A 26,129-nucleotide genomic window follows, 5' to 3' on the forward strand; every position below is an offset into this window, starting at 1 on the left:
CTTTTAATATTCTGTCAAGCTTCTTTTAAAATTTGTTTCAACAAGTTAACTGGGTTAGTTATATGTAATCTACATATAAGTTGTCCTGTCCGTCTTGATGAGGGCGTATTATAGAGATTTTATACTCAGTGTCAACCGCTTTTATTAATGTTTTTAGGTTTATTTTGAGAGGTGAATAAATTTCTATTTTTTTCAATGGGTTATGGTTTTATCTTAATTATCCTTTTAAAAACTAGCGCGAGGTATAACCTAGTTCACTACCTTTTAATAATAGGAATCTTTGTTTCATTCTTACGATTGGAGCTTTCCTTTATGCAATCTGTCGATACTTTTTCCAATCAAATTGCCACTCCTACTTTTAATTGTTGATATTTATATAAGTAGCACTATATAGAAGCTAAGTTACTTATATTCGCATGGATTCACATGCTGTCTTCAATATTGTGACTTATCTTATATAGTGCCTTATCTAAGAATACCTTCATTATATAACATAGCTTTTGCCTATTACTCGTTATCGCTTAATCCCTTGGTATGTAGTGTTGAGAGATGGTTTTTGCTATAATAGATATTTTACTGCATTACTTATATATGTTGGCTGTTGTATTATTCTTATAGCGAAATGAACTTTGCTACAATGCTATGAATTAACCGGCTTTTAGCCCTATATCAGCTCTAGCATACATAGTCATAGTAAGACTCTAGGTAATGCGTCCCTTTCACAACATATCACGATGATTAGATATAATTGATGTGGTCTCACGGTTATATGATTGATGGTTGCAGTCATCACTGCCAACGGACCCAATAATAGGCGAATAGATTATGGTAGCGATTACTTTACCCGATGGTAGTGTAAAAGACTTTGAAGGTCATACAACAGTCATGGAAGTGGCGCAAAGTATTGGGACAGGACTCGCTAAGGCGACAGTTGCTGGACGAGTAAATGGTCATCTAGTAGATGCACATGATCCTATTGTTGCTGATGCCAATGTTGAAATCGTGACGCCAAAAGATGATGACGGTGTTGATATTATCCGTCACTCATGTGCTCACCTATTAGGTCATGCGGTTAAGCAGTTATATCCCGATGTGAAGATGGTCATTGGTCCTGTTATTGATGATGGCTTTTATTACGATATCTTTAGTGAAACACCATTTACGCCTGAGCATATGGAAGCGATCGAAAAGCGCATGATGGCGCTGATCAAGCAGGATTATGACGTTATCAAAAAGATGACGCCGCGTGCCGAGGCGATTGAGATATTTGAGTCACGTAATGAAGACTATAAATTAAAACTTATTAATGATATGCCAGGCGAAGAAGCGTTTGGTTTATATCATCATCAAGAATACGTCGATATGTGCCGTGGCCCGCATGTGCCAAATACACGCTTTTTGAAAGTATTCAAATTAACCAAAATGTCAGGTGCTTACTGGCGCGGCGATGCCAAAAACGAGCAACTGCAACGTATTTATGGTACAGCGTGGGCAGATAAAAAGCAGCTAAAAGCTTATATACAGCGTATCGAAGAAGCAGAAAAGCGTGACCATCGCAAAATTGGTAAAGCCTTGAACCTATTTCATATGCAAGAGCAAGCGCCAGGCATGGTGTTCTGGCATGCAAATGGCTGGACGATTTATCAAGTACTTGAGCAGTATATGCGCAAAGTACAATACGATAACGGTTACGAAGAGATTAAAACACCTCAAATCGTCGATCGCAGCCTGTGGGAGCGTTCGGGACATTGGGGTAACTATGCAACCAATATGTTCACGACTTCTAGTGAAAACCGTGATTATGCTGTAAAGCCGATGAATTGTCCTTGCCATGTGCAAGTGTTCAATCAAGGCCTAAAGTCTTACCGTGATTTACCATTACGTATGGCTGAGTTTGGCTCTTGTCATCGTAACGAGCCATCAGGTTCATTACATGGTTTGATGCGCGTACGTGGTTTTACTCAAGATGATGCGCATATCTTCTGTACGCAAGCTCAAATTCAACAGGAAGTTGCTGACTTTATTAAGCTAACGCTTGCTGTCTATGAAGATTTTGGCTTTGACAATATCATTATGAAGCTGTCTACTCGTCCTGAAAAACGTGTTGGTAGTGATGAGTCTTGGGATTTTGCAGAAAAGGCGTTAGCAGATGCGCTTGATAGCTCAGGGCTAGACTGGGATTACCTACCTGGTGAAGGTGCATTCTACGGACCAAAGATTGAGTTTAGTCTAAAAGATTCGTTAGGACGCATTTGGCAGTGCGGCACGATTCAGGTTGATCCAAACATGCCTGATCGTCTCGATGCCGAGTTTGTTAATGAGCAAAATGACCGTGAAGTACCTATTATGTTGCACCGTGCAATCTTAGGTTCGTTTGAGCGTTTCATCGGTATTTTGATCGAAAACTACGCGGGTTGGATGCCAGTATGGCTAGCACCGCAGCAAGTTGTGGTCATGAATATTACTGATAAACAAGCGGATGCATGTGAAAACGTGGTTAGTGAGCTTAAAAATGTAGGTTTGCGCGCTATTAGCGACTTGCGTAACGAAAAGATTGGATTTAAGATACGAGAGAAAACATTAGAACGTATTCCCTATATGCTAGTATTAGGGGATAAAGAAGTTGAATCGGGCAGTGTTAACGTCCGAACTCGCGAAGGTGAAAACCTTGGCGTCATGAGTATTTCTGAATTTATTACATTAGTACAGAACGCTGTCAGTAAAAAAGGCCGACAGACCCCAAAAACAGATGAGGAGTAATACCTATTAAACAGTCCAACCGTTTGAACATCAACGAAGATATCAATGTCAAAGAAGTCCGTCTCGTCAAAGAAGATGGCGAGCAAATGGGCGTGGTTGATATCGCAACCGCGATGAAAGCGGCACGTGATGAAAATCTAGATTTGGTTGAATTAGTTCCTGAAGCTAAGCCGCCAGTATGTAAGATCATGGATTACAAACATTTCCTTTATGATCAAAAGCAAAAGGCTAAAGAAGCTAAGAAAAACCAAAAGCAGACTCAGCTCAAAGAGATGAAGCTCCGTCCTAGTACTGAAGAGGCCGATTATCAGGTTAAACTGAGAAAAATCGTGAGCTTCTTAGAAGACCAAGACAAAGTCAAAATCAGCATCCGTTTCCGCGGACGTGAAATGGCGCACCAAGATATCGGTCGCAAACAACTTGATCGTATCATTGAAGATACGGCTGATATCTCAAATGTCGAACAGTACCCTAAGATGGAAGGTCGTCAGATGGGTATGCTGCTTGGACCCACTAAGAAAAAGTAATCTGAATTATTGGATTCCTTTGAGTGGTCGCTATTAATCTATATAGCTGTTTATAACTCTAACCATCAATATGCTGCGGGATATTGATGGTTTTTTATTATTTGGGCTCAAAAACGGATGTAATGAACATAGCTATACTAAACATAATAGCCTAGCATCATTGACTGACGCTATTTTACAAAATCTACCTTCTCAACTTTCTGATTACACGGTAATCTAAAGGTCTATTTTATATTTACTAATCAGCATTTAGCGATAATGAATAACTGTTTTATAAAATCTAATATGAGCCAAAGACAATTTATAAGTGTATAAAAACAATATCTACCACGGCTGCTAGAGTCGTTAACAACAAACACTTCCTTTCTCCGATATCAGAGGATATTTCATGCAAGAATTGACGCCGCCAGAAAACGCCACAACTCCTAGTATCTCGCTAACAGCACCTGAACCTGTGAAAGAAATACAGAAAAGTGAAGCAGATCAGATGGTCAAATTGGATGAAAACCAGATTCCTGAGCTCGATGCCAAGGTTGATGCTTTTGTTGATCATGTACTTACTAATTCTGTGCATAGCGATGAATTTCGTCAAAACGTTCAATCTATCCATAACTTAGGTACCAAAGAGATTCGTGAATCTGCACAAGTATCTAATCGAATGTTAGATTTACCAGCAAAAAGTCTGAATGACAGTTTGTTTGACAACTCCCCTATTGCCAAATCGCTAACAGAGCTTCGCGGTATTGTCGAAGACTTAGATCCAAGTAAAAAAGAGCTAACCAACTCACGCAAACTATTTGGTCTTATTCCATTTGGTAACAAAGTGCAAGATTATTTCCGTCAATATGAGTCGGCACAATCACATATCAATGCGGTTGTTACCAGTCTCTATAATGGTAAAGACGAACTGCTCAAAGACAATGCAATGATTGAGCAAGAAAAAGTCAATATGTGGGAGCTGATGCAGTCTATTCGTCAATATGTCTATGTTGGCAAAAAGATTGATGAGCAACTAGAGCAAAAGGTTTACGCAATAGAAGCAACAGATCCAGAAAAGGCTCGCATCATTAAAGAAGAGATGTTGTTTTACGTCCGTCAAAAAAACACGGACTTTCTAACTCAGTTAGCAGTGAATGTACAAGGTTACTTGGCGCTTGATACCATTCGTCGTAATAACTTAGAGCTGATTAAAGGTGTTGATCGCGCAACCACGACGACTGTATCTGCACTGCGCACGGCTGTTGTTGTTGCCCAAGCGATGACCAATCAAAAATTGGTATTAGATCAAATCACTGCGTTAAATAAAACCACCAGTAGTTTGATTGAATCAACCTCAGCAATGCTCAAGCGTCAGTCAGGTGAAATCCATGAGCAAGCGACCAGCAGTAGCATTGAGCTTGATAAGCTACAAAATGCCTTCAATAATGTTTATGACACTATGGATATGATTAGTAATTATAAAATTGAAGCGCTAGATAACATGAAGCAAACGGTCAATACTTTGACCACGGAAGTAGATAAAGCACAAAAATACTTGGATAAATCAAATCAGACTACAGTATTAGAAGTCTCAAAAGAGCTGGATAGTAAAAAAATCACTAACCAGTCAAGCAATGTCGATATCGATATTTGATTTGTCTCTATAGCGGTCGTTAGTAAACTGACCACTTTTTGCTATCAGATACACATAAGACAATTGACGCAAGATATTGCAACGTCGTTCGTGTTAAGATAGCCACTATTAATAATTTTAAAAATAGATACGGTAATTTATGAGTTGGAATGATCCAAACGCCTCAAGTGAGGCAAAAAGATACGACAATCCTATCCCTAGTCGTGAGCTGATACTCAGCACGATTGCTGAGCATGGTGAAGTCACACATCAACAGTTGGCAAAAGCCTTTAACATCGATGATCCTGATCAGTTTGATGCTTTGGGCAATCGCCTAAAAGCGATGGCGCGTGATGGACAAGTAAACCGAGAAGGTCGTCCTTATCGTTATCGTACGGTGACCAAGCAAGATATCGTTTCAGGTACAGTGTCTGCACATCCAAAAGGTTTTGGATTTGTGGTGTTAAGTGATATGCCAGATTTGTTTTTGCATGAAAAACAAATGCGTTGGGTATTCAATGGCGACACGGTAGCAGCTGTTGGTACTTCAACAGACAATCGTGGACGTACCGAGGGCCGCATCGTTGATGTTGTCGAACGTCGTCAAAATAATTTTATTGGTACACTTGCTCGTGATGAAGACGGCTACTGCGTCGAGCTTGGTAGTCCAAATAGTCATCAACCGATTACGGTTACTGATGACAATGTGCAAGCGTTTGATGTCAAACAAGGCGCGCCTGTTAAAGTAGATATCATTGATTGGCCAAACCAGCATGAATTTGCCACTGGTAAAATCACTGAAGTGCTATCTGATGATAATGATCGTGAGTTGATTATTGAAACGACTCTGCTCAACTATGATATTCCATCAGATTTTAGTGAGGCTGCGCTTAAGCAAGCTGATGACTATAAAGAACCAACTGAGAAAGATATAAAAGGTCGTACAGATTTACGTCATCTACCACTTGTCACTATCGATGGTGAAGATGCACGTGACTTTGATGATGCTGTATTTGCTGAAAAACGTTCAGGCGGTAATTATCGCGTGGTCGTTGCGATTGCAGACGTTAGCCATTATGTGACACCGAACTCACCGCTTGACCAAGATGCTTATGAGCGAGGTACATCTGTGTACTTCCCTCATCGCGTGATTCCAATGTTGCCTGAGGTACTATCCAATGGTCTATGTTCACTGAACCCAGACCTAGATCGCTTGTGCATGGTTGCTGATATCAAAATATCGCGCGCAGGTAAAGTGACCGGCTATGAGTTCTATCCATCAGTGATACACTCGCAAGCACGCTTGACCTATAATCAAGTGAACGATTATTTCGTTAATCCAACTGATAAACGCTTGCCTAAGTCGTTGACTGGTAATAAAGACGTTAAAAAATCTATCAATACGCTACATCAATTGTATGAGTTATTGCTCAAGAAACGTGAAGAACGTCATGCAATGGAATTTGAAACGGTTGAAACGTATATTAAGTTCAACGAGAAAGGCGGAATTGAAGCGATTTTACCGCGTACTCGTGGTGACTCTCAAAAGCTTATCGAAGAATGTATGCTCCTTGCTAACACTTGTGCCGCAAACTTCGCACTTAAACATGAGCTACCAGTCTTATATCGTAACCATGATAAGCCTGATGGTGAGAAGTCGATGCGTATTCATGAGTATGCGAAAAACTTTGGCTTACCATTCCCAGAAGAGAATCCGACTCAAGCAGATTATCAGCGGATTATCGAAGCGACCAAAGATAGACCAGATGCGATTAGTATTCATAGCATGCTACTTCGTTCGATGATGCAAGCAAACTATGCACCTGACAATATTGGTCACTTTGGTCTGGCCTATGACGAATATAGCCACTTTACTTCACCTATTCGCCGTTACCCAGATCTCATGCTGCATCGCGGTATTAAAGCTCAAGTAACGAATAGCAAGCAGCCAGTCATGGACTTCTCGCTTGAAGGTGCTGGTACGCAAACGTCAGATACAGAACGCCGTGCAGAAAAAGCATCACGCTTTGTAGAGTCTTGGCTCAAGTGTCACTATATGAAAGACCATGTCGGTGAAGAGTTCGAAGGCGTGGTAACGACAGTTACTAGCTTTGGTCTATTTGTGACGCTAACTGACTTATATATCGATGGTTTGGTCCATATCTCAAACGTTGGCGATGATTTCTTTGTCTATGATGAACAGCAACAGCAGCTCATCGGTAAGGATAAAGGCACACTATTCGGGCTTGGCGATTCGGTAAAAGTACAAGTCGCTGGGGTCAACATGGACCTGTTGCAGATTGATTTTGATCTAAAAGAAAAACTGCAGTCTAGCGCTATGAACCAGACCAAAAAACAGCCTGCTAAAAAAGAGCAGCCTAAAAAAACCCCTGCGAAAAGAAGTAGTAATCGCAGAGGGTCTAGTAAAAAAAGTTAAGCGTAGACTGATATCAACATACCAATATTATAATACAATAAAAAGGCTAACGTGTTCGTTAGCCTTTTTTGTGCTTTGTACCTTTCAACTATCAATGATATAGCTACTTATTGAGCCTATTGTGCATCGTCTAATTGAGCGACACGCTCTTGCTCAGCTTGTTGTGCTTGGTTAATTTTGCTAGTAGCACTATCTACGATTGCTTTTGGCTGTTGACTAAGTGGCTGGCTAGTAATATCTGTTTCAGAGGCAACTATTGTAGTTTCAGTCTGTTCAGCGGCTACGCTACTGGCTGCAACCTCTCTGTGTTGTTCGTGACTATTACCGTTAATAATATTGAAGCCAAGCAACGCTACGATACCAATTACTGCAAAAATAATAACGTGTTTCATTTCCATAAAAAGTCCCTTATTTGAATAACCACCAAATATAGACTTTGTTGCACTTTTTATGCCTAAATTTTATTTAACGTCTAATACCTATTCTTGCGGGCTATTATTATTCAATAAATCAGTCTCATCTGAGCTTTGAGCAATTTCTTGTTCAACCTTTTCCATCAGCTTATCGTCAGGACGGGCATCGAGTACATCATTGGCGCTGCGACCTTGTAAAATAGTCTTAGCTCGAGCCTTTGCCTGCTTTTTATCTTGGTCATCCGACTGATTGTTTTCATTCTGATTGTTTTCAGCAGATTCAGGAGTAGTTGGGGTAACGGTTAGATCAGATTGAGTGTTATCTGCACTACCTCGTATGTGTTCAAAAGCTTTCTCTAACTTATTGTTAAAGCGTAGACGATAGATCGGTTCAGGTAAGCTAAAGCCTTCATTTTCTAGTGCATGTTTGGTTTCACGAATAGCGATACTGCGGGCTTTAGCAAAGTCGGTTTCTGATTGATCTACCCAAATCTGAAACTCCAAAACAATATTAGAATCACCCACATTAGTAATGATAGCAATTGCCTTAGGCTCATCTAAAACAAACGTTAGCGTATGTATCGCATCTAATCCTACTTTAATCGCTGCTAATGGATCATCATTGGCATCAACGCCCAATTCAAAAGTAAATCGCCGCTCAGGGTTTTTGGTATAATTTAGGATTGTACCTTTAAAAACTTCAGAATTAGGAATACGTAGTTGATTGCCATCTAATGTCATCAGTATCGTCGCGCGCGAGGTCAAACGAACCACAATGCCCTCCTGCCCATTAATCACAATATGATCGCGGGCGCGAAAAGGTTGGCGAATACTCAGCATTAATGAGGCAATGTAATTTTCGATCGTATCTTTGACTGCGAAACCAACCGCAATACCAATAACACCTGCCCCGCCAAGCAATGTACCTAAAATAGTCTCTGCGCCTATCAGACTTAGTCCTAGAATAAGACCAAAAATAATAAAAATGACTTTGACCGTTTGTGACAATAGCTCAGCGACAAATGGATTGGGCGTCAGACGTTGCCACATCTTTTTGCGATTAGATAACCAACTGCCAAACCATGCGACCAAACCAAATATGACAAAACCAACCAATAGTAGCGGTAGCGCTTTCACAAGATTGATCACTTGCGCCTTTAGACCTTGATAGACCGTTGAGACATTCTCTTGAACATCAAGCGTGCGATTAATTCTGTCTTCTACAGTGACGACATCTGTTATACGGTTGGTTAAATTAATTGCTTGCTGTGCTTTTCTTTCGTTAGCCGTCTCTCCCGTTAGGGTAACGACCCCTTGGGTAACACTAATATTGACAGCTTGTAGGCCTTCGATTTCAGAGAAGATACTGCTGATACGTTGACGGATGTCATTGTCTTTCTGCGGTGTAGGTGTGGTTTCGATTTGAGCATTGTTAGTGCTTTCGCCACTGATTACTGGCGGTGGGGCAGACGTTGGCAATGAGCTGTCAGGTTCTGCAATCTCCCCTGTTGATATCTCATTTTCTGATGTAGCAGAATTATCGTTAGATACGCTTTCCTCTGTTGTGTCTACACCTTCAGCCGTCTCTAAACCTAACGCTGCTGCAATGCCAGAAGTTTCTTCATCGGCAGCATGCGCTGAAAAAGCAAAAAGGATACTTATTAGCAACATCATTTGACCCCACGCTTTTATAGAACTGCGTACTATTGGACGGTCAATATAAGTGGCCATAAGCATCCTTTGTTTTTTAAGATTCTTTCTCGCTTAGCTGGTTGCTGATAATTAGCTGTCTGACTTTGACTATCTACCTTTAATTATCTAAGTAAAGCTGCGCTTCGCTCAAGTTCAGCGTACCTTCATAGATAGCTCGGCCAGTGATGATACCTTCAATACAATCACCATACGGCTTTAACAGCTCAATATCTTTTATATCGGTAACGCCACCTGATGCAATCACAGGTAAACCGCCTTCACGCGCCAAGTTAACAGTTTGCTCAACGTTGACACCTTGCATCATACCGTCACGAGCGATATCCGTATAAACAATTGATGACACGCCTACATCGGCAAAACGCTTGGCAAGCTCGGTCGCTTTGGTATCAGTCACGTTTGCCCAGCCATGAGTGGCTACCATACCGTCTTTGGCATCGATACCAACGATGATATGCCCTGCAAATTCACGGCAAGCCTCGGCGACAAAATCAGGATCTTCGACGGCTTTTGTACCGATAATGATATATGTCAAACCTGCAGTAATATACTGCTCGATAGTGTTCATATTACGTACACCGCCACCTAGCTGAATTGGCAAGTTCGGATAGGCTTTAGTGATGTCATTGACCACTTGTCTATGTACTGGTACGCCATCAAAAGCACCATTCAAATCAACCAAATGTAAGCGACGCGCGCCTTCATCTACCCAACGCGCTGCCATGGCAACTGGATCATCAGAGAACACCGTATCATCTTCCATACGGCCTTGTTTTAAACGTACACACTTGCCATCTTTTAAATCAATAGCTGGGATAATGACAGGCACAGCACACATATAGCATTCCTTATAAAGCACAAGATTGGCAATAAAGTTAGTAAATTAAAATTTTGAGAATGAAACGTCATCGAAGAATCAAATAACGAGAGAACATGTTGCTTGAAAGTAGCATAAATCATAGACAGATCGAAAACCAAGACATTGCCAGGTTAGCAATCTGTTTGAATACAAATAAAAAAAACAGAAACTAGAAAATCATAACCATAAGTTTTAGTAAATAGAATTACTACCAACAATCGTTAAATTGTATTACTGACTGGCAATTTTAGGTCAATTTAGCGTATAATCCTAGGTAAATTTTTATTTGTTTCTATGTGATAGTAACCATGTGTTACGCTTTTTGTTGAGTTGTTACGACTCACTAATACAACATGGTGATCAGGATGGATCGAGCAATCGCTCAATAGACCAATAAAATATTGGCTAAGAAATTGCTAAAAAGGGCTATCTGAAAAATCTCAACCAATAGTCTCTAAACCATCGATTCTGCGGTATTTAACCTCAATTAGATGTCTTGCAAGTCCCTATCACTAGCTAACTATATTAAAACCGTTACGATTAAAACTATAGCAGCTTGTAATAAGTGATGTTTGCTTATCAATTGCTTAGCTAGTTTGTCTCTTAATCAGTATATCATCTACCTTAATAGATCGTTATTTGGTCACACTCTTATTATATTGAATATCTTTAAACGGTATTAGTGAACGAGAGACGGTCAAACATACTGGTGTTACAAGTTTTAAATTTCAATGAAACGTGTGATAAAGCCATTTTACTCAAACCAATCTCTTTTAGCCATGCGCTGTAGCGATTGTTTTTGACGAAACGGTTTTAGCATACACCTTGGTAGCCAGTCGCCACTTTGGTAATTCGAATAAGACGTTAACGTGTTGTTAAGGAGTCTAAGGTCAGCGTTAATACTCTTACTAGTAGTTATGATCATGTATTGTTTTCACAGAGCTTTCATCCCTATTTTGCTATAAAAGAAATAGACGATTGAAGGCTTTATTGAGTGATACAAATGTTCATGCTATCGATATACCAAACAGGACGTCTGGTATCGTTTTAGACTATGGACTAAGTTTTCGCTTATGATTACCATCAAAAAAGGTTTGGATTTGCCCATCACTGGTGAACCCTCCCGCGAGATATCTGAGCACCAACCGACACATGTAGCACTTGTTGGCTATGATTATGTGGGTATGAAGCCCACTATGAATGTCAAAGAAGGTGACATTGTAGCCAAAGGTCAGCCCGTTTTTGAAGACAAAAAACGTGTTGGCGTGATCTACACTGCCCCTGCTGCCGGTAAGGTCGTCGCTGTTAAACGTGGCGAACGTCGAGTGTTTGAGAGTCTTGTGATTGCGGTCGACCCAAATGGTGAAGAAGTAGACTTTGAGCGCTATGACTCACAGCAGCTTGCTGACCTAGACTCTGAAGTCGTTGAAACCCAACTGATTGCCTCTGGCGAATGGACAGCGTTCCGTACGCGTCCTTATAGCCGCGCACCTGAAATCGGCGCTCGTCCACATGCCATCTTTGTCACAGCGATGGATACCAATCCACTCGCCGCTGACCCAATGCTTGTGATCAATGAGCAGCTACAAGCGTTCAATGATGGACTTGCTGTATTATCTACGCTTAGTCCAAAGACCTTTGTATGCCATCATGGCGATACCCAACTGACGCCAGTTGCGAAAACTGCAGCGAATAACGTCACTGAGTATCATGGTTTTGCTGGTAAGCATCCAGCTGGTCTTGCTGGTACGCACATTCATTTCTTGCATCCTATCAGCCGCGGTGTGACCGTATGGACGATTGGTTATCAAGACGTGATCGCAATCGGTAAATTGTTTACGACAGGTCGTCTATATACGCGCCGCATGGTGAGCTTGGCAGGACCTGCTGTCACTAACCCGCATTTGGTTATGACTGAACGTGGTGCTGATATTACTGCATTAACCAAAGGTAAGTTGGCTGCTGGCGAGAACCGTATCATTTCAGGTTCAGTACTGTCTGGTCGCAAAGTGTTTGAAAACATCGCATATATTGGTCGTTTTCACAATCAGATCAGCGTATTGACTGAAGGCCGTGAGCGTCCCGCATTCCACTTCTTTTCTCCAGGTAAAAACCGCTTCTCAAAACTGCCTATCTACATCTCGCAGTTTTTTGGTGGCAAAAAATACAACTTTACCACCACAAGTAACGGCTCACCACGAGCCATGGTACCAATCGGTGTCTATGAAGAAGTCATGCCACAAGATTACCTACCAACTCAATTATTACGTGCATTGATTGTTGAAGACATCATTAGCGCAGTAGATTTGGGTGTGCTTGAACTGGACGAAGAAGATTTGGCACTATGCACCTTTGTATCTCCTGGCAAATATGAATTCGGTGATATTTTGCGTGATAACTTAACGCGCATTGAGCTGGAGGGCTAACCACGATGAAATTTTTACACAATATGTTCGATCGTATGGAGCCATCTTTCACCAAAGGCGGCAAACACGAAAAGTACTACGCTATTTTTGAGATGTTTGATACGTTCTTACGTCAACCAAGCTCAACTACCTATGCGTCATCGCATGTACGTGACGGCATTGACTTAAAACGTATTATGATTACCGTATGGCTATGTACCTTCCCAGCGATGTTTTGGGGTATGTACAACATCGGTCATCAAGCACTAACCGCTATCGCTCAGCTTGGCTTGCAGCCTGAAGGCTGGCGTACTGTGATCACTAGCATGGCAGGCTATAACCCAGATAGTATTTGGGCAAGCTTTGTTTATGGTGCGATGCAGTTTTTACCTATTTATATCGTGACGTTTGCAGTAGGTATTCTCTGTGAGATTATCTTTGCTGTTGTCCGCGGACACGAAGTTAACGAGGGTTTCTTTGTAACTTCAGTTCTATTTGCATTATGTCTACCACCTGATATTCCTTTATGGCAAGTTGCCTTAGGTATTATCTTCGGTGTAGTCGTTGCAAAAGAAGTGTTCGGTGGTACGGGTAAAAACTTCCTTAACCCTGCCCTATCGGGTCGTGCATTCCTATACTTTGCTTATCCAGCCTATATGTCTGGTGACTCAGTATGGACGGCAGTAGACGGTTTCTCAGGCGCGACACCACTTGGCCTTGCAGCTCTTGGTGTGGTTCCTCAGGATTTCGTTGATGTCTATGGTAATGCGATTACTTGGAGTGATGCATTCTTAGGTAACATGCAAGGTAGTATCGGTGAAGTATCGACACTCGCTATCCTTATGGGTGCGGCAGTGTTGCTATGGACGCGTATTGCTTCTTGGCGCATTATGGCAGGTTGTGTGGTCGGTCTGATTGCCACCTCGCTTGTATTCAACATGATTGGCTCTGAAGACAACATGATGATGAGCTTGCCGTTCTACTGGCACTTAGTTATTGGTGGCTTCGCTTTCGGTGCTGTATTTATGGCAACTGATCCAGTATCAGCTGCACATACAAACAAAGGTCGCTGGGCTTACGGTATCCTAATTGGTTTTATGACTGTATTGATTCGCGTCATCAACCCTGCTTTCCCAGAAGGCATCATGCTGGCCATTCTATTCGCCAACTTATTTGCTCCATTGTTTGATTACTTTGTGACTCAAGCAAATATTAAACGCCAAACCGCTCGGAGGGTTCGCTATGTCCAAGCCCAAAAGTAATAACGCGAAAACCATCAGTGTGGCTTTGACGCTATGCTTGGTGTGTTCAGTATTGGTCTCAGCAGTGGCTGTTGGTCTAAAGCCTGCACAAATTGAAAATGCACGTCTAGACCGTAACAAGAATATCTTGGTTGCTGCTGATCTATACGATGCTGAATCTGATACTGCAGATGATGTCGCTGAACGATTCAAAGATTTTGACGTAGAAATTATTGACTTAAACGAAGGTAGTTATGTCGATGATGCGACACTAGCAGAGGCAGGTATTCCTGATCGTAATGCTTATGACGCCAGTCAAGCGACGAAAAACCAAGCATTAAGTGAAGACTTGGGTGACAACGATCCTGCTGGTATTGGTCGTAAACCAAAATATGCCAAAGTCTATGTCAAAAGCGATGACGCAGGTCAGCCAGAAACGGTTGTATTACCAATTCAAGGCTACGGTCTATGGGGTACTATCTATGGTTTCTTAACGCTCGAAAGTGATATGAATACCATCAAAGGTATCAGTTTCTACGAGCATAAAGAAACCCCGGGTCTTGGTGCTCGCATTGAAGAGCCAGAATGGCGTGCAAAGTGGAGCGGTATCGAGTCTTATGACGAGAATGGCAACGTTGCCACTGGTGTAACCAAAGCTGGTAATCCAAAAGAGAACTGGGTTGATGGCATCAGCGGTGCAACATTGACTAGCCGCGGCGTTAGCAACATGATTCAATTTTGGTTAGGCGAGCAAGGTTATAAGCCTTATTTAGACACGCTACGTGAAAAGAGTGGCCAAACGGTTGAAGATGCAGACACACAAGCAAATCAACCAAAGCCGGCAGCTCAACCTGAAACCGAATTGGCAGCCAAGCTACCAGTAGCAAACGGCAAGGAGGCATAACATGGCTGACACTAAAAGCATTTTAACCACGCCTATCTTTGATAATAACCCTATTGCCCTACAGATCCTTGGTATCTGTTCGGCATTGGCTGTCACCACCAGCATGGCTAACGCTATGGTCATGTGTGTGGCATTGACCTTGGTAACGGCATTTTCAAGCTTCTTTATCTCGATCATCCGTAAACAGATTCCATCAAGCATTCGTATCATCGTACAGATGACAATTATTGCTTCGTTGGTTATCTTGGTTGATCAGGTACTAAAAGCAGTCGCTTATGACGTCAGTAAAGGTCTATCTGTCTTCGTTGGTCTGATCATCACTAACTGTATCGTTATGGGCCGTGCTGAAGCATTTGCTATGAGCAATCCACCAATCCCAAGCTTTTTAGATGGTATTGGTAACGGTCTTGGTTACTCAGCAGTACTGCTATTCGTTGCAACTATCCGTGAACTATTGGGTGCTGGCACTTGGTTCGGTATGACTATCTTGCAGCCAGTCACTGATGGCGGTTGGTACATACCAAACGGTCTATTACTATTACCACCTTCAGCGTTCTTTATCATTGGTTTGTTCATCGCTATCGTCCGTATCTGGAAGCCAGAACAAGTTGAAGAAGCTGAGTTTGTAATGAAGCCGCAGTCTAAAGGCATGGCACATGGAGGCGGTCACTAATGGGACATTATGTTAGTTTATTTATAACCTCAGTCTTTATTGAGAACATGGCGCTTGCCTACTTCTTAGGCATGTGTACTTTTTTGGCCGTATCCAAAAAAGTCTCTACAGCGATTGGTCTAGGTGTTGCGGTTGTTGTCGTGATGGCAATTACCGTTCCACTAAACAACTTACTATTCCAGTTCATTCTAAAAGATGGTGCGCTGGCATGGGCAGGTTTCCCTGATATCGACTTGAGCTTCTTAGGATTGCTAAGTTATATCGGTTTGATTGCAGCCACCGTACAGATCCTAGAAATGTTCTTGGACAAGTTTGTACCGAGTCTATATAACGCACTTGGGGTATTCTTACCACTAATCACCGTAAACTGTGCCATCTTGGGTGGTGTACTATTTATGGTTGAGCGTGATTATAACTTTGGTGAATCTGTTGTCTATGGTGTGGGTGCAGGCTTCGGTTGGGCACTTGCTATTACAGCATTGGCGGGTATCCGTGAAAAGCTAAAATACTCAGACATTCCAGCTCCGCTGCGTGGTCTTGGTATTACTTTTATCACGGTTGGTCTTATGTCGCTCGGCTTTATGTCGTTCGGTGGTATGTCCATCTAAACCGCTAAGCTCAAAGCTTTCATTAGCTATTTGACTTATTTAATTCATTTATTCGGTAGAGGTTTGGGTACAGCATAGATTATGCCCCCACACCCCTACCCCATAGATTAAGGATACCTACCATGGATTACGCTACGGCGATTGGTGGCGTTGCTATGTTTACCTTGATCATCATGGGCCTCGTCGCTATTATTTTGGCGGCGCGCTCAAGACTGGTCAGTTCAGGCGATGTCACTATCCATATTAATGATAATCCCGATAATGATGTGGTGACACCAGCTGGCGGCAAACTACTACAAACGCTAGCGGGCGAAGGTATATTTTTATCTTCAGCTTGTGGTGGTGGTGGTACTTGTGCGCAGTGTCGTTGCCGCGTTATTGAAGGTGGTGGTTCTATTTTGCCCACCGAAGAAGGCTATTTTACTCAAGGTGAAATTCGCAATCACATGCGCTTGGCTTGTCAGGTAGCTGTTAAGCAAGACATGAAAATTGAGATTGATCCTGAGTTCTTTGATGTACAAAAATGGGAATGTGAAGTTATCTCTAACGATAACGTTGCTACCTTCATTAAAGAGCTGGTACTAAAAATTCCAGAAGGCGAAGAAGTAAACTTCCGCGCTGGTGGTTATGTACAGTTGGAAGCGCCACCGCATGAAGTACACTACAAAGACTTTGTGGTTGATGAAGAGTATAGAGAAGACTGGGAAAAATTCGGCATCTTCAACTATGTTTCAAAAGTTGATGAGCCAGTTATCCGTGCTTACTCAATGGCTAACTATCCTGAAGAGAAAGGCCTCATCAAATTTAATATTCGTATCGCAAGTCCACCACCACGTGGTCCTGACGGTATCCCACCAGGCAAAATGTCTTCATGGGTATTTAGCTTAGTACCTGGTGACAAAGTAACGGTTTCAGGTCCTTATGGTGAATTCTTTGCCAAGAAGACCGAAGCTGAAATGATCTTTGTCGGTGGTGGTGCTGGTATGGCCCCAATGCGCTCACATATCTTTGATCAGCTCAAACGCCTGAATACTGATCGTAAGATTAGCTTCTGGTATGGTGCTCGTTCTATCCGTGAGATGTTCTACGTTGAAGACTATGATCAGCTAGAAGAAGAGTTCGATAACTTTGAGTGGCATGTTGCACTGTCTGACCCACTACCAGAAGATAACTGGGAAGGTCCAACAGGCTTTATCCACAACGTATTGCTCGAAAACTATCTGAAAGATCATCCAAACCCAGAAGATTGTGAATACTACATGTGTGGGCCACCGATGATGAACGCTGCCGTAATCGACATGCTACACAGCATGGGCGTGGAAGACGAAAACATCATGCTTGATGATTTCGGTGGTTAAGTTAGAAGATTAATCTGACACAACAAATCTAAGAATAAAAAAGAGAGTCTCAATTGAGGCTCTTTTTTTGTGCGATTTCTACACCTAGTGGTGGTGGCTTTAAAGGCTACAAATCTAGCTAGTAGAGTCGCTTTATTATCCTATATCATGGACTATCTAAAAATTGAGAAAGGACTCTTATGAAAACGAAATACAAAGATCTGACCATTTGGATTACAGGTGCTTCTAGCGGTATTGGACAAGCATTAGCCGTTGCGTTCGCCAAGCGCGGCGCTAGAATTATTCTAAGTGGACGTGACAGCGATAAGTTAGAGGTGGTTAAAAATAGCTGCAAACGTACTAACAAACATATTGTCATTCCTTTTGATATTGCTGATGCCAATCAAACCAAAGAAGCCTACGCTACTGCTAAAGCTCAGACTGGAAAAATCGATTGGCTCATCAATAATGCTGGCATCAGTCAACGCTCACTTATCATGGACACGGCTGAAGAAGTTGAACGCCAACTCATGGAAATAGATTACTTTGCCCAGACGCGTCTTACTAGGTTGGTGTTGCCTGATATGATTGCACAAGGCGGTGGCAAAGTAGTGATGGTTTCAAGTGTGGCAGGTTTATTAGGCACACAATATCGCGGTGCTTATGGGGCAGCCAAGGCAGCGCTGCATATGTGGGCAAATAGTTTGCGGGCTGAGCTACATGACCAAGGCATAGAAGTAGCTACGATATTCCCAGGGTTTATCCAGACCAATGTCTCTATTAATGCGTTGACTGGCGACGGTAGCGCACAGGGTACGATGGATGAAGCGACTAATAACGGCTTGACTACAACTGAATTTGCTAAACAAGTTGTTAAGGCGCTTACCAAAGGAGAGGAATATATCATCGTCGCTGGGCGCAAAGAAAAGCTGGCCACGCGGGTCAACCGCATCTCTCCACCAAAACTCTATAAGCTCATACGTGAGTCAGAAGTGAAATAAGCCGCTCAACCGAACGAATTGTCGCTGAATAGTGCGTTCGTTGGTATTTTGGGGTTTAAGGGGTGTAAAATGAGCGTGGCTTGTTTTACACCCTACTCATTTCTACGCCATACCGAAAATATTATGAAAAACACAATATCCAGCTCAACCTCCAAAAGAACTATGCACCTTACCTTAGTAAGCGTCGTTGGTCTTGCCAGTATTTTAGGTCTTAGTGCTTGCCAGCAAACCCCGGACTATAATTATCTGATCGGTGAGACGATGGGGACGAGCTATCATATTAGCTATCAGTTGCCTGATGATGCAGACGAAGCTGCCATACAAGCTGCGGTAGACGAACGCTTAAAACAAATTAACGATAGTATGTCGACTTATCAAAACGACTCAACGATATCTACATTCAATCGTTTGGGCAAAGACAAACCTATTACTATCGATGCTGATTTTAGTCGCGTGTTAGATGTGTCACAAACTGTTTATCAACAATCTGGCGGCGCTTTTGATCCTACCGTTATGCCATTAGTAAATACCTGGGGCTTTGGAAGCACCATGACTGTTGAGCGTCTGCAAAGTCCACCGACCGCCGTTGAGATTGCACAAGCCGAAGCACTGGTAGATTTTGAGAGCATTATAAAAAAAGACAATACTATCTACAAAACCAAAGACGGCGTTGGTTTAGATTTTTCTGCTGTTGCCAAAGGTTATGGTGTCGATGTCATCGCTGACGTACTGAGAGATGATTATCAGATTCGTAATTATATGGTTGAGATTGGCGGTGAAATTGCCACTTCTGGTGTGAATAATCAGCAGCAGCCATGGCAAATTGCTATTGACGCCCCTATTGAAGGCAGCACTGTCAGCGAGCGTCAAACCATATCTGCTATTCGCCAACCAAGAAATACAGCAAGCCAAATGCATTTAGCCACCTCTGGCAACTATCGAAACTCTGTCATATTCGACGGCAAACGCTATAGCCATACTATTGATCCGACAACGGGCAACCCTATTGCAGGCGGCGCCCCTTCAGTCACTGTCGCCGCAGATTCTGTTGCGTTGGCGGATGCATGGGCAACCGCTCTTACCGCAATGCCTTACCAAAAAGCGCTAGACGTTGCTAAAACGCAAAATCTAGCAGCCATGTTCGTCGTACTAGCTGATGATATAGAGGAAAGCGGCTCTAACGAAACACCTAATGACAACATTGACGACTGGCAAGTGGTACAGACCCCAGCGATGCAAGCTTTACGTGCTGACAAAAAGCTTTAATCATATTCTAAGGCTTTAAAGTTACTGGTGAGTGATAGATGTGAAACAAGAGAATACGTTAACGCATAACGAGTTGCACTAAAATTTGTTATACTATTATACAGTTGTTATTAAAGGTGCTTAACTGTCGTTAACTCAAGTAGCACTACTAATGACTGCCCTACTTTTAAAAACGAGGTTTCCTCTATGCTTAGCCAACTGCTTCCTATGCTTGCCATTACCTTCACCGTGTTTGTCCTATTCTTCATTTTTATGGGCGTCGGTTATATGGTCAAAAAAAAGCCGCTTAGAGGATCTTGTGGCGGTGTTGCCAAATTGATGGGCGATGAAAATTGCTCGTTTTGTGGCAATGATCCCAATAAGTGCGATTCATTGATTGCTGAGCAACAAGAGAATGCCTTAAGAGCTGCTCAATTGGGTAAATCAGTTTAAAAGACTATTAGTTACCATATGCTGGTAGCATTTACTTAACATATGTTCTTATAATAGCGTCAAGTCATCCAAAAGTGACTTGGCGCTATTTTTGTTGTTCGATAAAACTTCCTATTATCGCAATCTCTTATTATCACTGCTCTAAGGCAGTAATTCGAAGTAACCACACCTACATTTTGACTAACCTGCCTACCAACTTATCAAAGTCAGTTCAGCAAATTGTATGTCTTACGCGCTACACATATTTTTCGGTCTGATTTACGATATGGTTTACCGTCTGGGTAAATGCTCTCTGGTGTTATTTTATAAGCGGCTATTTTTTAGCGCTGATGAATAACGTGTTCTTTTCCGCTGTTATCGTTGTGCTGCTATGTCTACCTCGTCCAATCTATCTTCTACATCTGGTCTACCCTCGTCACGCTTTACCTTTTGGTTGGTGCTGTGTGCCATGGTTCTGCTAGCCATCAATATGCGTGCACCTATTGTCGCGCTAGGTTCTATTGCCCCAGTGGTCAAAGACGCGCTTGATATCTCTGAGTTCCAGATAGGTTGGTTAGGGGCTATTCCTATGCTGAGCTTTGCCATTGGCGCTTTGATTTCTCCAGCAATTGGTAAGCGGTTCGGGCTAGAGAATACGCTGATTGCCATGATTGGGCTGTTGACGGTAGGGATGGTTATTCGTACTGCTATCCCGACATGGGGTGGGTTTCTCATTGGTACCTTGTTGCTTACCCTCGCCATCGGCTTCGCTAATACGTTAGCAGCGCCTGTTATCAAACAGCGTACCCCGCAACATATTCCGCTGATTACTGGTCTGTTAAGTCTCACGATGACCATAGCAGCAGGTATTGTCGCAGGTGTGGTACTCCCATTATCTGAACAGGTAGGTTGGCAGTGGGCTTTGGGTGGTTGGACGATTTTAAGTATTTTTGCTTTTGTAATTTGGCTATTCTTGCGGGTTCGTTTGGGTTCATCTAACCATCAAGCAGTTATCCCTGCTGCATTAGACGCTTCTGAAATCTCCATGTGGCGAACCACCTTTGCGTGGCAGATAGCTATTTTTATGGGATTACAGTCTTTGCTGTTTTACACCATCGCCAGTTTTTTACCGTCAATTTGGGTTAGCAAAGGGTTATCGGCTGTCAGTGCAGGGCAAATGAATGCCGTGTTCCAGTTTATGGCGCCTATTTCTATTTTAAGCCTAACGTGGCTGGTCAATCGCGGTCGTCCTATTCAAGCGCTAGCAGTGTTTGCCGCTGTGCTAAATGTCGTTGGTATATTGGGCGTCAGTTACCTCTCAACTGACTTAGCGTGGCTATGGTCGGGCATGATGGGCATGGGCTGTGCGGCAATTTTTACCCTTTGTATGATGTTGTTCTCTATGCGCACCTATACGACCAATCAAGCAAGTGAGCTGTCAGGTATGGCTCAAGCAGTCGGTTATGTCATTGCGTTTTTTGGACCGTTAGGTACAGGCTGGCTGCATGAAATGACAGATAGCTGGAGTATGCCACTTTTTATCCTGCTGATACTGATGATTGCCAACGTAGTGATTGCTTGGCTTGTTAGTCGTCCAGTGATGGTCGATGGCAAAACTATTTGAGTTGAAGCAGTCTTTTGCAATTAGCCTTTGCTGTCTACAAGACTATGATTGCTAAAGCGCAATAAAGCGGTCTTAAATTAACCTTAGGGCAATATTGGTCGCTGTCTTATTTTGCTACACTGGCTTGATTGCACATAGGACACAACACTCATGATAAAAATTCCTACTCATTTTGCTCAGCGCTTGCCTGCTATTGTCACACTTACAGCTGTCATAGCTATCAGTGGCTGCCAAAAAGAGGCTGAAACTACCGCTGCTAATGATACGCAGAGTACCAATACTGAAACGATCAACAGCCAAACCAGCACTGCGCCAGTAGCAACTGAAGCTGCATCGTCAACTGAACAACAGATCAATTCGCCACTGACGATATTGGCGCTTGGTGACTCACTGACTGAAGGGCTAGGAGTCGATGGTGACGCCAACTACCCTGCGCAGTTAGAAGCCAGCCTAAAAGAGCTCGGCTATACCAATGCCAAGGTCATCAACTCAGGCTTGAGTGGTGAAACCAGCACTGGTTTGGTCAATCGCTTGGATTGGGTGGCGCAAACTGAACCTGATATTACTATCTTGACGATTGGTGCCAATGATGCCATGCGTGGCCTAGATGTAGCGACCATTGAGGAGAATATCCGTACTGCAGTTAAGCGTCTGCAAGATAATGGCAGTGAGGTCATCTTGGGCGGCATGTCGATCTATGACAATCTAGGCAATGACTATGTTTCCGCGTTTTCAGACATCTACCCTCGTGTGGCAGAAGATATGAATGTCCCTCTTATTCCTTTCTTTTTAGAAGGTGTGGGCGGTGATCCTGATCTCAACCAAGCAGATGCCATTCACCCGACCAAAGATGGTTATACGATTATCGTCAATGACAATATCCTACCTATCTTAAAGCCTGAGCTTAAAAAGCTGCAAGCCAGCAATACCGCTGATGCAACAGCGTCAACAACTACTAACGCGTCAACTGAGACCACGAAATGACCTCATCAAATTCAGCTGATACAGCGCCGCCTAGCACAACAGAAAAAGCCTTATTGACCGCCACGCATTTAAACAAAACTGTGCAAGTCGGTGAACAAACATTATCCATCATTAAAGATGTGAACGTTTATATTAATGCAGGCGAGTTTGTGGTCATCATGGGCAAATCTGGCTCTGGTAAATCGACCTTATTAGGACTATTAGCGGCATTAGATTACCCAGACAATGGCACTGTCGAGCTGGCAGGTCAAATGCTCAGTAGCCTTGATGAAGACGCACTAGCAGCTATCCGTCAGCGTGACATGGGCTTTGTGTTTCAGTCATTTCACCTATTGCCAACCTTAACGGTAGCTGAAAATATTGCATTTCCACTTGATATCGCACGGCAGCCAAACCCTGCACGAGTCGATGAGTTAATCGACGCTGTTGGACTCGGTCACAGACGAGACAGTTTGCCCAACCAATTATCTGGCGGTGAGCAGCAACGTACTGCTGTCGCTCGCGCATTGGTGTCGCATCCAAAAATCGTATTCGCTGATGAACCTACAGGCAACTTGGATGAGCAAAACGCCGACCAAGTGATGCAGCTGTTGTTGGATTTAAGACAAAAAGTTGGCTCGGCATTGGTGGTCGTGACCCATGACCCTGCATTAGCTGACATGGCAGACCGCGTCATTACGATGCATGATGGCATCATAGATGGATCAGCTGCTAATGGATAAACCTTCTATAGACACCAATGGTAGCACCGACGCTATGACGCAAGACAAAAGTAGCAATCCTTTTAGTGCTCGTACATTAGGCGCACAGGCTTTGTCTCGCAGTTGGTGGCGACGCTGGGTATACCCGCTGCTGTTTTTGCTCACATTGATGCTATCGCTAGCCACTTATCTGACCTTGGACTCTATCCAACAGTCAGTAAACACCTATGTCAATGACAACCAGCTGGCACTCGTCGGTGGCGACTTAATACTAGAAAGTAAGCAAGATTGGCCTGAGGAAGTCTTGGCGCAAGTCCAGACGTTGCCTGATAGCCAAACGGTCTATGATTATCAGTTCAATGCCATGCTAGTCGCAGCCGACCAAACACTATTGGCGCGTATCAAAGGCGTAAGCGACGCTTATCCTCTATACGGTAACGTCGAGCTGGCGTCAGGCAAGCCACTATCCGAGCAGCTGAGTACCGATAGCGTGGTCGTCGCGCCGGAAGTATTGAGAAGCCTGAACGTCGATATCGGTGACAACATCACTATTGGTGAGGGGAAATTTACCATCAGTGATGAGTTAATTAGAGAGCCAGATCGCCCGCTGACCGCCTTTGGCTTCGGTGGTCGCGTCATGATGCAGCAAGACGCATTAGAATCAACCAACCTCATGGGGCAACGCAGCCGAGTCAGTTACCAAATCGAGATGGCAGGTACGCCTGAAGCGATCGCCACTCAGCGTGAGCAGCTGACACAGATGCTGGTCAATTATCCTGAGATTGAGCTATCTGACTCTACCTCAGAGGAGACATCTGTCTCACGCATCTCTGACAATGTATTGATGTTCTTAAAATTGCTAGTCATTGCTGTTCTATTATTATCTGCGGTTGCCATGTATGGGGTGATTACTGCGTTTGTGTCCAAGCAGCAATCCAACGATGCCATACGCATGGCGCTGGGTGAGACCAACCGTTCGATTAAACGTAGCTATTATTGGCTGCTATTAATCATGGCAGCTTTGGCCTGCGTCGCTGCCGTGTCACTGAGCCTTGTACTGCTCAAGATTGGTCAACCGTATCTGACGGCCATACTGCCAGCAGATTTGGGACTGGCTATCAATCCGATTAGTATCTTCAAAACCATCGTCATCGCCCTTGTCATGACCCTACTCATTACCCAGCGTAGTCTACGCGCACTTGATGGTACAAAGCCTGCGGTACTGCTAAATCAAGCGTCTGATCAATCATCAAAACGCCTGTCTTGGCAGCAGCGGATACCATTCTTACGCTATGGATTATTACTCATCGGACTCTACGCCTTCCTCGCTTACGAGGTGAATTCTTTAACGTTAGGGGCACAGATACTGGTTGGGTTGATTGTATTCATTGCGGTATTTTGGGCATTGGCACGTGGTTGGCTCAAGCTACTAGCGCGCATCGCCACTGGCAAAAAAATCAGCTGGATGCAGCGCATTGCGATTCATAATCTGGCGCGCAAAGGCAATCAATCAGCGCTATTCTTTGTGACACTATCATTATCCGTTGCGGTATTGACCCTTATCACGTCGATCAATCACAGTATCAATGAGCAGTTTATCAATGCCTATCCTGAAGACGCGCCAAATCTGTTTTTATTGGATGTGCAGACCGAGCAGCACGATAAGATCGACAGTATTATCAAAGAACCTGTCACTTATTATCCAGTGATTCGCGCACGTATCGGTACGGCTAATGGCGTGGAGCCGAAAGATATCGACGCGCCAGAAGGCGAAGACGACCCTACTCGGGTGTTCAATTTGAGTTATGCTGATACCATCATGGACACAGAGTTCATTACTGAATCGCTGACTGACGATGCGCTGTATACCCCGATTGAAAATCAAGATCATAGCGCCTCTGCCCTTGAGCAAGTGCAGCCATTATCTATTTTGGATACGGCAGCCGAGATGCTAAACGTCGGTATGGGCGATCAGATCAGCTTTAATATTCAAGGGATTGAGCTGATTGGAGAGATTACCAGTATTCGCTCGCGTTTCGAGCGTGGTCCGAGTCCGTTTTTCTACTTTTTGTTTGAGCCTAAGATACTGACTAGCGCACCGCAAATTCAGTTTGCGACGGCGCATGTCTCTGCTGATGATATCCCTGAATTGCAAGGTAATCTGGTACGCGAGTTCCCCGCTGTGACCAGCATCGACGGTACGATTATCGCTGAGCAAGTCCAAGGATTAGTCGCGCAGATGAGCCGCTTGGTGTATATCTTTACTTTGCTTGCTTTGCTGACTGGCATCATGGTGCTCATCAGCTCGCTACTGTCTACTTCACAAGATCGTATGAAAGAGAGTGCGTCGTTTAGACTACTCGGTATGCAAAAGCGTGACTTGTATATGCTCAATATTTTAGAGCTGGGTGTGCTTGGAATTAGCGCAGCGACATTTGCCGTGATTATCGCTACTGGCGGTGCTTGGCTGGCGGTTACTCAGTGGTTTAATCTGCGCTTTAGTGTGCCGTGGGCAAACTTAGGACTTGGCGGTATTGCGTTAGTGGCTTTGCTATTTGCCATTGCCATTATTTATGTGAAATTGGTGGTTGGGCGCGGGATTATGGCGCGGGTCAGGGCGATGGTTTAAGCGTATTGGATTTTGGCTTTAAACGAA

General features: G+C 43.3%; 20 protein-coding genes. 17 read left to right on the top strand and 3 right to left on the bottom strand.

Translation table 11 applies throughout. From position 1 onward, the window contains the following. Positions 1-825: 825 nt before the first annotated feature. The 4 genes from thrS to rnr all read left to right on the top strand — a co-directional run bounded on the left by thrS (position 826) and on the right by rnr (position 7,336). On the top strand, positions 826-2,760 hold the full coding sequence (gene thrS, locus ACT3QN_RS11985; RefSeq protein ID WP_444523330.1) for a threonine--tRNA ligase: 1,935 nt from the start codon (positions 826-828) through the stop codon (positions 2,758-2,760). Between the two features lie 23 nt (positions 2,761-2,783). Beyond that, positions 2,784-3,287 (top strand): translation initiation factor IF-3, encoded by a 504-nt coding sequence (infC, locus tag ACT3QN_RS11990; protein ID WP_057762155.1) that lies wholly within the window; start codon positions 2,784-2,786, stop codon positions 3,285-3,287. A 388-nt stretch (positions 3,288-3,675) separates the two neighbouring features. Beyond that, positions 3,676-4,920: a toxic anion resistance protein gene (locus ACT3QN_RS11995; protein ID WP_444523329.1), complete on the top strand. Its 1,245-nt coding sequence runs from the start codon at positions 3,676-3,678 to the stop codon at positions 4,918-4,920. A 139-nt stretch (positions 4,921-5,059) separates the two neighbouring features. Then, positions 5,060-7,336: a ribonuclease R gene (gene rnr / locus ACT3QN_RS12000; RefSeq protein ID WP_444523328.1), complete on the top strand. Its 2,277-nt coding sequence runs from the start codon at positions 5,060-5,062 to the stop codon at positions 7,334-7,336. Between the two features lie 116 nt (positions 7,337-7,452). On the opposite strand, the gene ACT3QN_RS12005 is transcribed toward rnr, so the two are convergent. From ACT3QN_RS12005 to hisA, 3 genes are all read right to left on the bottom strand, one after another. After that, complete coding sequence (locus ACT3QN_RS12005; protein ID WP_444523327.1) at positions 7,453-7,734, bottom strand: hypothetical protein; 282 nt, start codon at positions 7,732-7,734, stop codon at positions 7,453-7,455. A gap of 81 nt (positions 7,735-7,815) precedes the next feature. Next, complete coding sequence (locus ACT3QN_RS12010; protein ID WP_444523326.1) at positions 7,816-9,480, bottom strand: mechanosensitive ion channel domain-containing protein; 1,665 nt, start codon at positions 9,478-9,480, stop codon at positions 7,816-7,818. A gap of 79 nt (positions 9,481-9,559) precedes the next feature. Continuing rightward, complete coding sequence (gene hisA, locus ACT3QN_RS12015; RefSeq protein ID WP_444520092.1) at positions 9,560-10,297, bottom strand: 1-(5-phosphoribosyl)-5-[(5-phosphoribosylamino)methylideneamino]imidazole-4-carboxamide isomerase; 738 nt, start codon at positions 10,295-10,297, stop codon at positions 9,560-9,562. Between the two features lie 1,094 nt (positions 10,298-11,391). Here hisA and ACT3QN_RS12020 point away from each other — a divergent pair. The 13 genes from ACT3QN_RS12020 to ACT3QN_RS12080 all read left to right on the top strand — a co-directional run bounded on the left by ACT3QN_RS12020 (position 11,392) and on the right by ACT3QN_RS12080 (position 26,102). After that, complete coding sequence (locus ACT3QN_RS12020; RefSeq protein ID WP_444523325.1) at positions 11,392-12,744, top strand: Na(+)-translocating NADH-quinone reductase subunit A; 1,353 nt, start codon at positions 11,392-11,394, stop codon at positions 12,742-12,744. A 5-nt stretch (positions 12,745-12,749) separates the two neighbouring features. Beyond that, complete coding sequence (locus ACT3QN_RS12025) at positions 12,750-13,985, top strand: NADH:ubiquinone reductase (Na(+)-transporting) subunit B (protein WP_057762164.1); 1,236 nt, start codon at positions 12,750-12,752, stop codon at positions 13,983-13,985. After that, positions 13,966-14,868 carry a Na(+)-translocating NADH-quinone reductase subunit C gene (locus tag ACT3QN_RS12030; protein WP_444523324.1) on the top strand — a complete coding sequence of 301 codons (903 nt, stop codon included), beginning with the start codon at positions 13,966-13,968 and terminating at the stop codon, positions 14,866-14,868. The genes ACT3QN_RS12025 and ACT3QN_RS12030 overlap by 20 nt, the downstream gene beginning before the upstream one ends. 1 nt (position 14,869) lies before the next feature. Next, on the top strand, positions 14,870-15,541 hold the full coding sequence (locus ACT3QN_RS12035) for an NADH:ubiquinone reductase (Na(+)-transporting) subunit D (protein ID WP_444520089.1): 672 nt from the start codon (positions 14,870-14,872) through the stop codon (positions 15,539-15,541). Further along, on the top strand, positions 15,541-16,149 hold the full coding sequence (gene nqrE / locus ACT3QN_RS12040; RefSeq protein WP_011281361.1) for an NADH:ubiquinone reductase (Na(+)-transporting) subunit E: 609 nt from the start codon (positions 15,541-15,543) through the stop codon (positions 16,147-16,149). The genes ACT3QN_RS12035 and nqrE overlap by 1 nt, the downstream gene beginning before the upstream one ends. A gap of 122 nt (positions 16,150-16,271) precedes the next feature. Beyond that, the gene (nqrF, locus tag ACT3QN_RS12045) at positions 16,272-17,507 is read left to right on the top strand and encodes an NADH:ubiquinone reductase (Na(+)-transporting) subunit F (RefSeq protein ID WP_102078341.1); all 1,236 of its coding nucleotides are present in this window, start codon (positions 16,272-16,274) and stop codon (positions 17,505-17,507) included. Between the two features lie 179 nt (positions 17,508-17,686). Continuing rightward, positions 17,687-18,487, top strand: a complete 801-nt coding sequence (locus tag ACT3QN_RS12050; RefSeq protein ID WP_444523323.1) for an SDR family NAD(P)-dependent oxidoreductase — start codon at positions 17,687-17,689, stop codon at positions 18,485-18,487. Between the two features lie 162 nt (positions 18,488-18,649). After that, positions 18,650-19,753, top strand: coding sequence for an FAD:protein FMN transferase (locus ACT3QN_RS12055; RefSeq protein ID WP_444523322.1), 1,104 nt, complete (start codon positions 18,650-18,652; stop codon positions 19,751-19,753). Between the two features lie 186 nt (positions 19,754-19,939). Continuing rightward, positions 19,940-20,185 (top strand): (Na+)-NQR maturation NqrM, encoded by a 246-nt coding sequence (gene nqrM / locus ACT3QN_RS12060; RefSeq protein ID WP_057762175.1) that lies wholly within the window; start codon positions 19,940-19,942, stop codon positions 20,183-20,185. A 370-nt stretch (positions 20,186-20,555) separates the two neighbouring features. Further along, a complete protein-coding gene (locus ACT3QN_RS12065) occupies positions 20,556-21,788 on the top strand; it encodes an MFS transporter (protein ID WP_444523321.1) in 1,233 nt (410 codons plus the stop codon). Between the two features lie 150 nt (positions 21,789-21,938). Then, the gene (locus ACT3QN_RS12070; RefSeq protein WP_444523320.1) at positions 21,939-22,772 is read left to right on the top strand and encodes an arylesterase; all 834 of its coding nucleotides are present in this window, start codon (positions 21,939-21,941) and stop codon (positions 22,770-22,772) included. After that, a complete protein-coding gene (locus ACT3QN_RS12075) occupies positions 22,769-23,494 on the top strand; it encodes an ABC transporter ATP-binding protein (RefSeq protein ID WP_444523319.1) in 726 nt (241 codons plus the stop codon). Before ACT3QN_RS12070 ends, ACT3QN_RS12075 begins: the two co-directional genes overlap by 4 nt. A gap of 34 nt (positions 23,495-23,528) precedes the next feature. Then, a complete protein-coding gene (locus tag ACT3QN_RS12080; protein WP_444523333.1) occupies positions 23,529-26,102 on the top strand; it encodes an ABC transporter permease in 2,574 nt (857 codons plus the stop codon). Positions 26,103-26,129: the final 27 nt, after the last annotated feature.

It is taken from the genome of Psychrobacter sp. AOP7-C1-14, from assembly GCF_052376135.1.
Lineage (GTDB): Bacteria > Pseudomonadota > Gammaproteobacteria > Pseudomonadales > Moraxellaceae > Psychrobacter.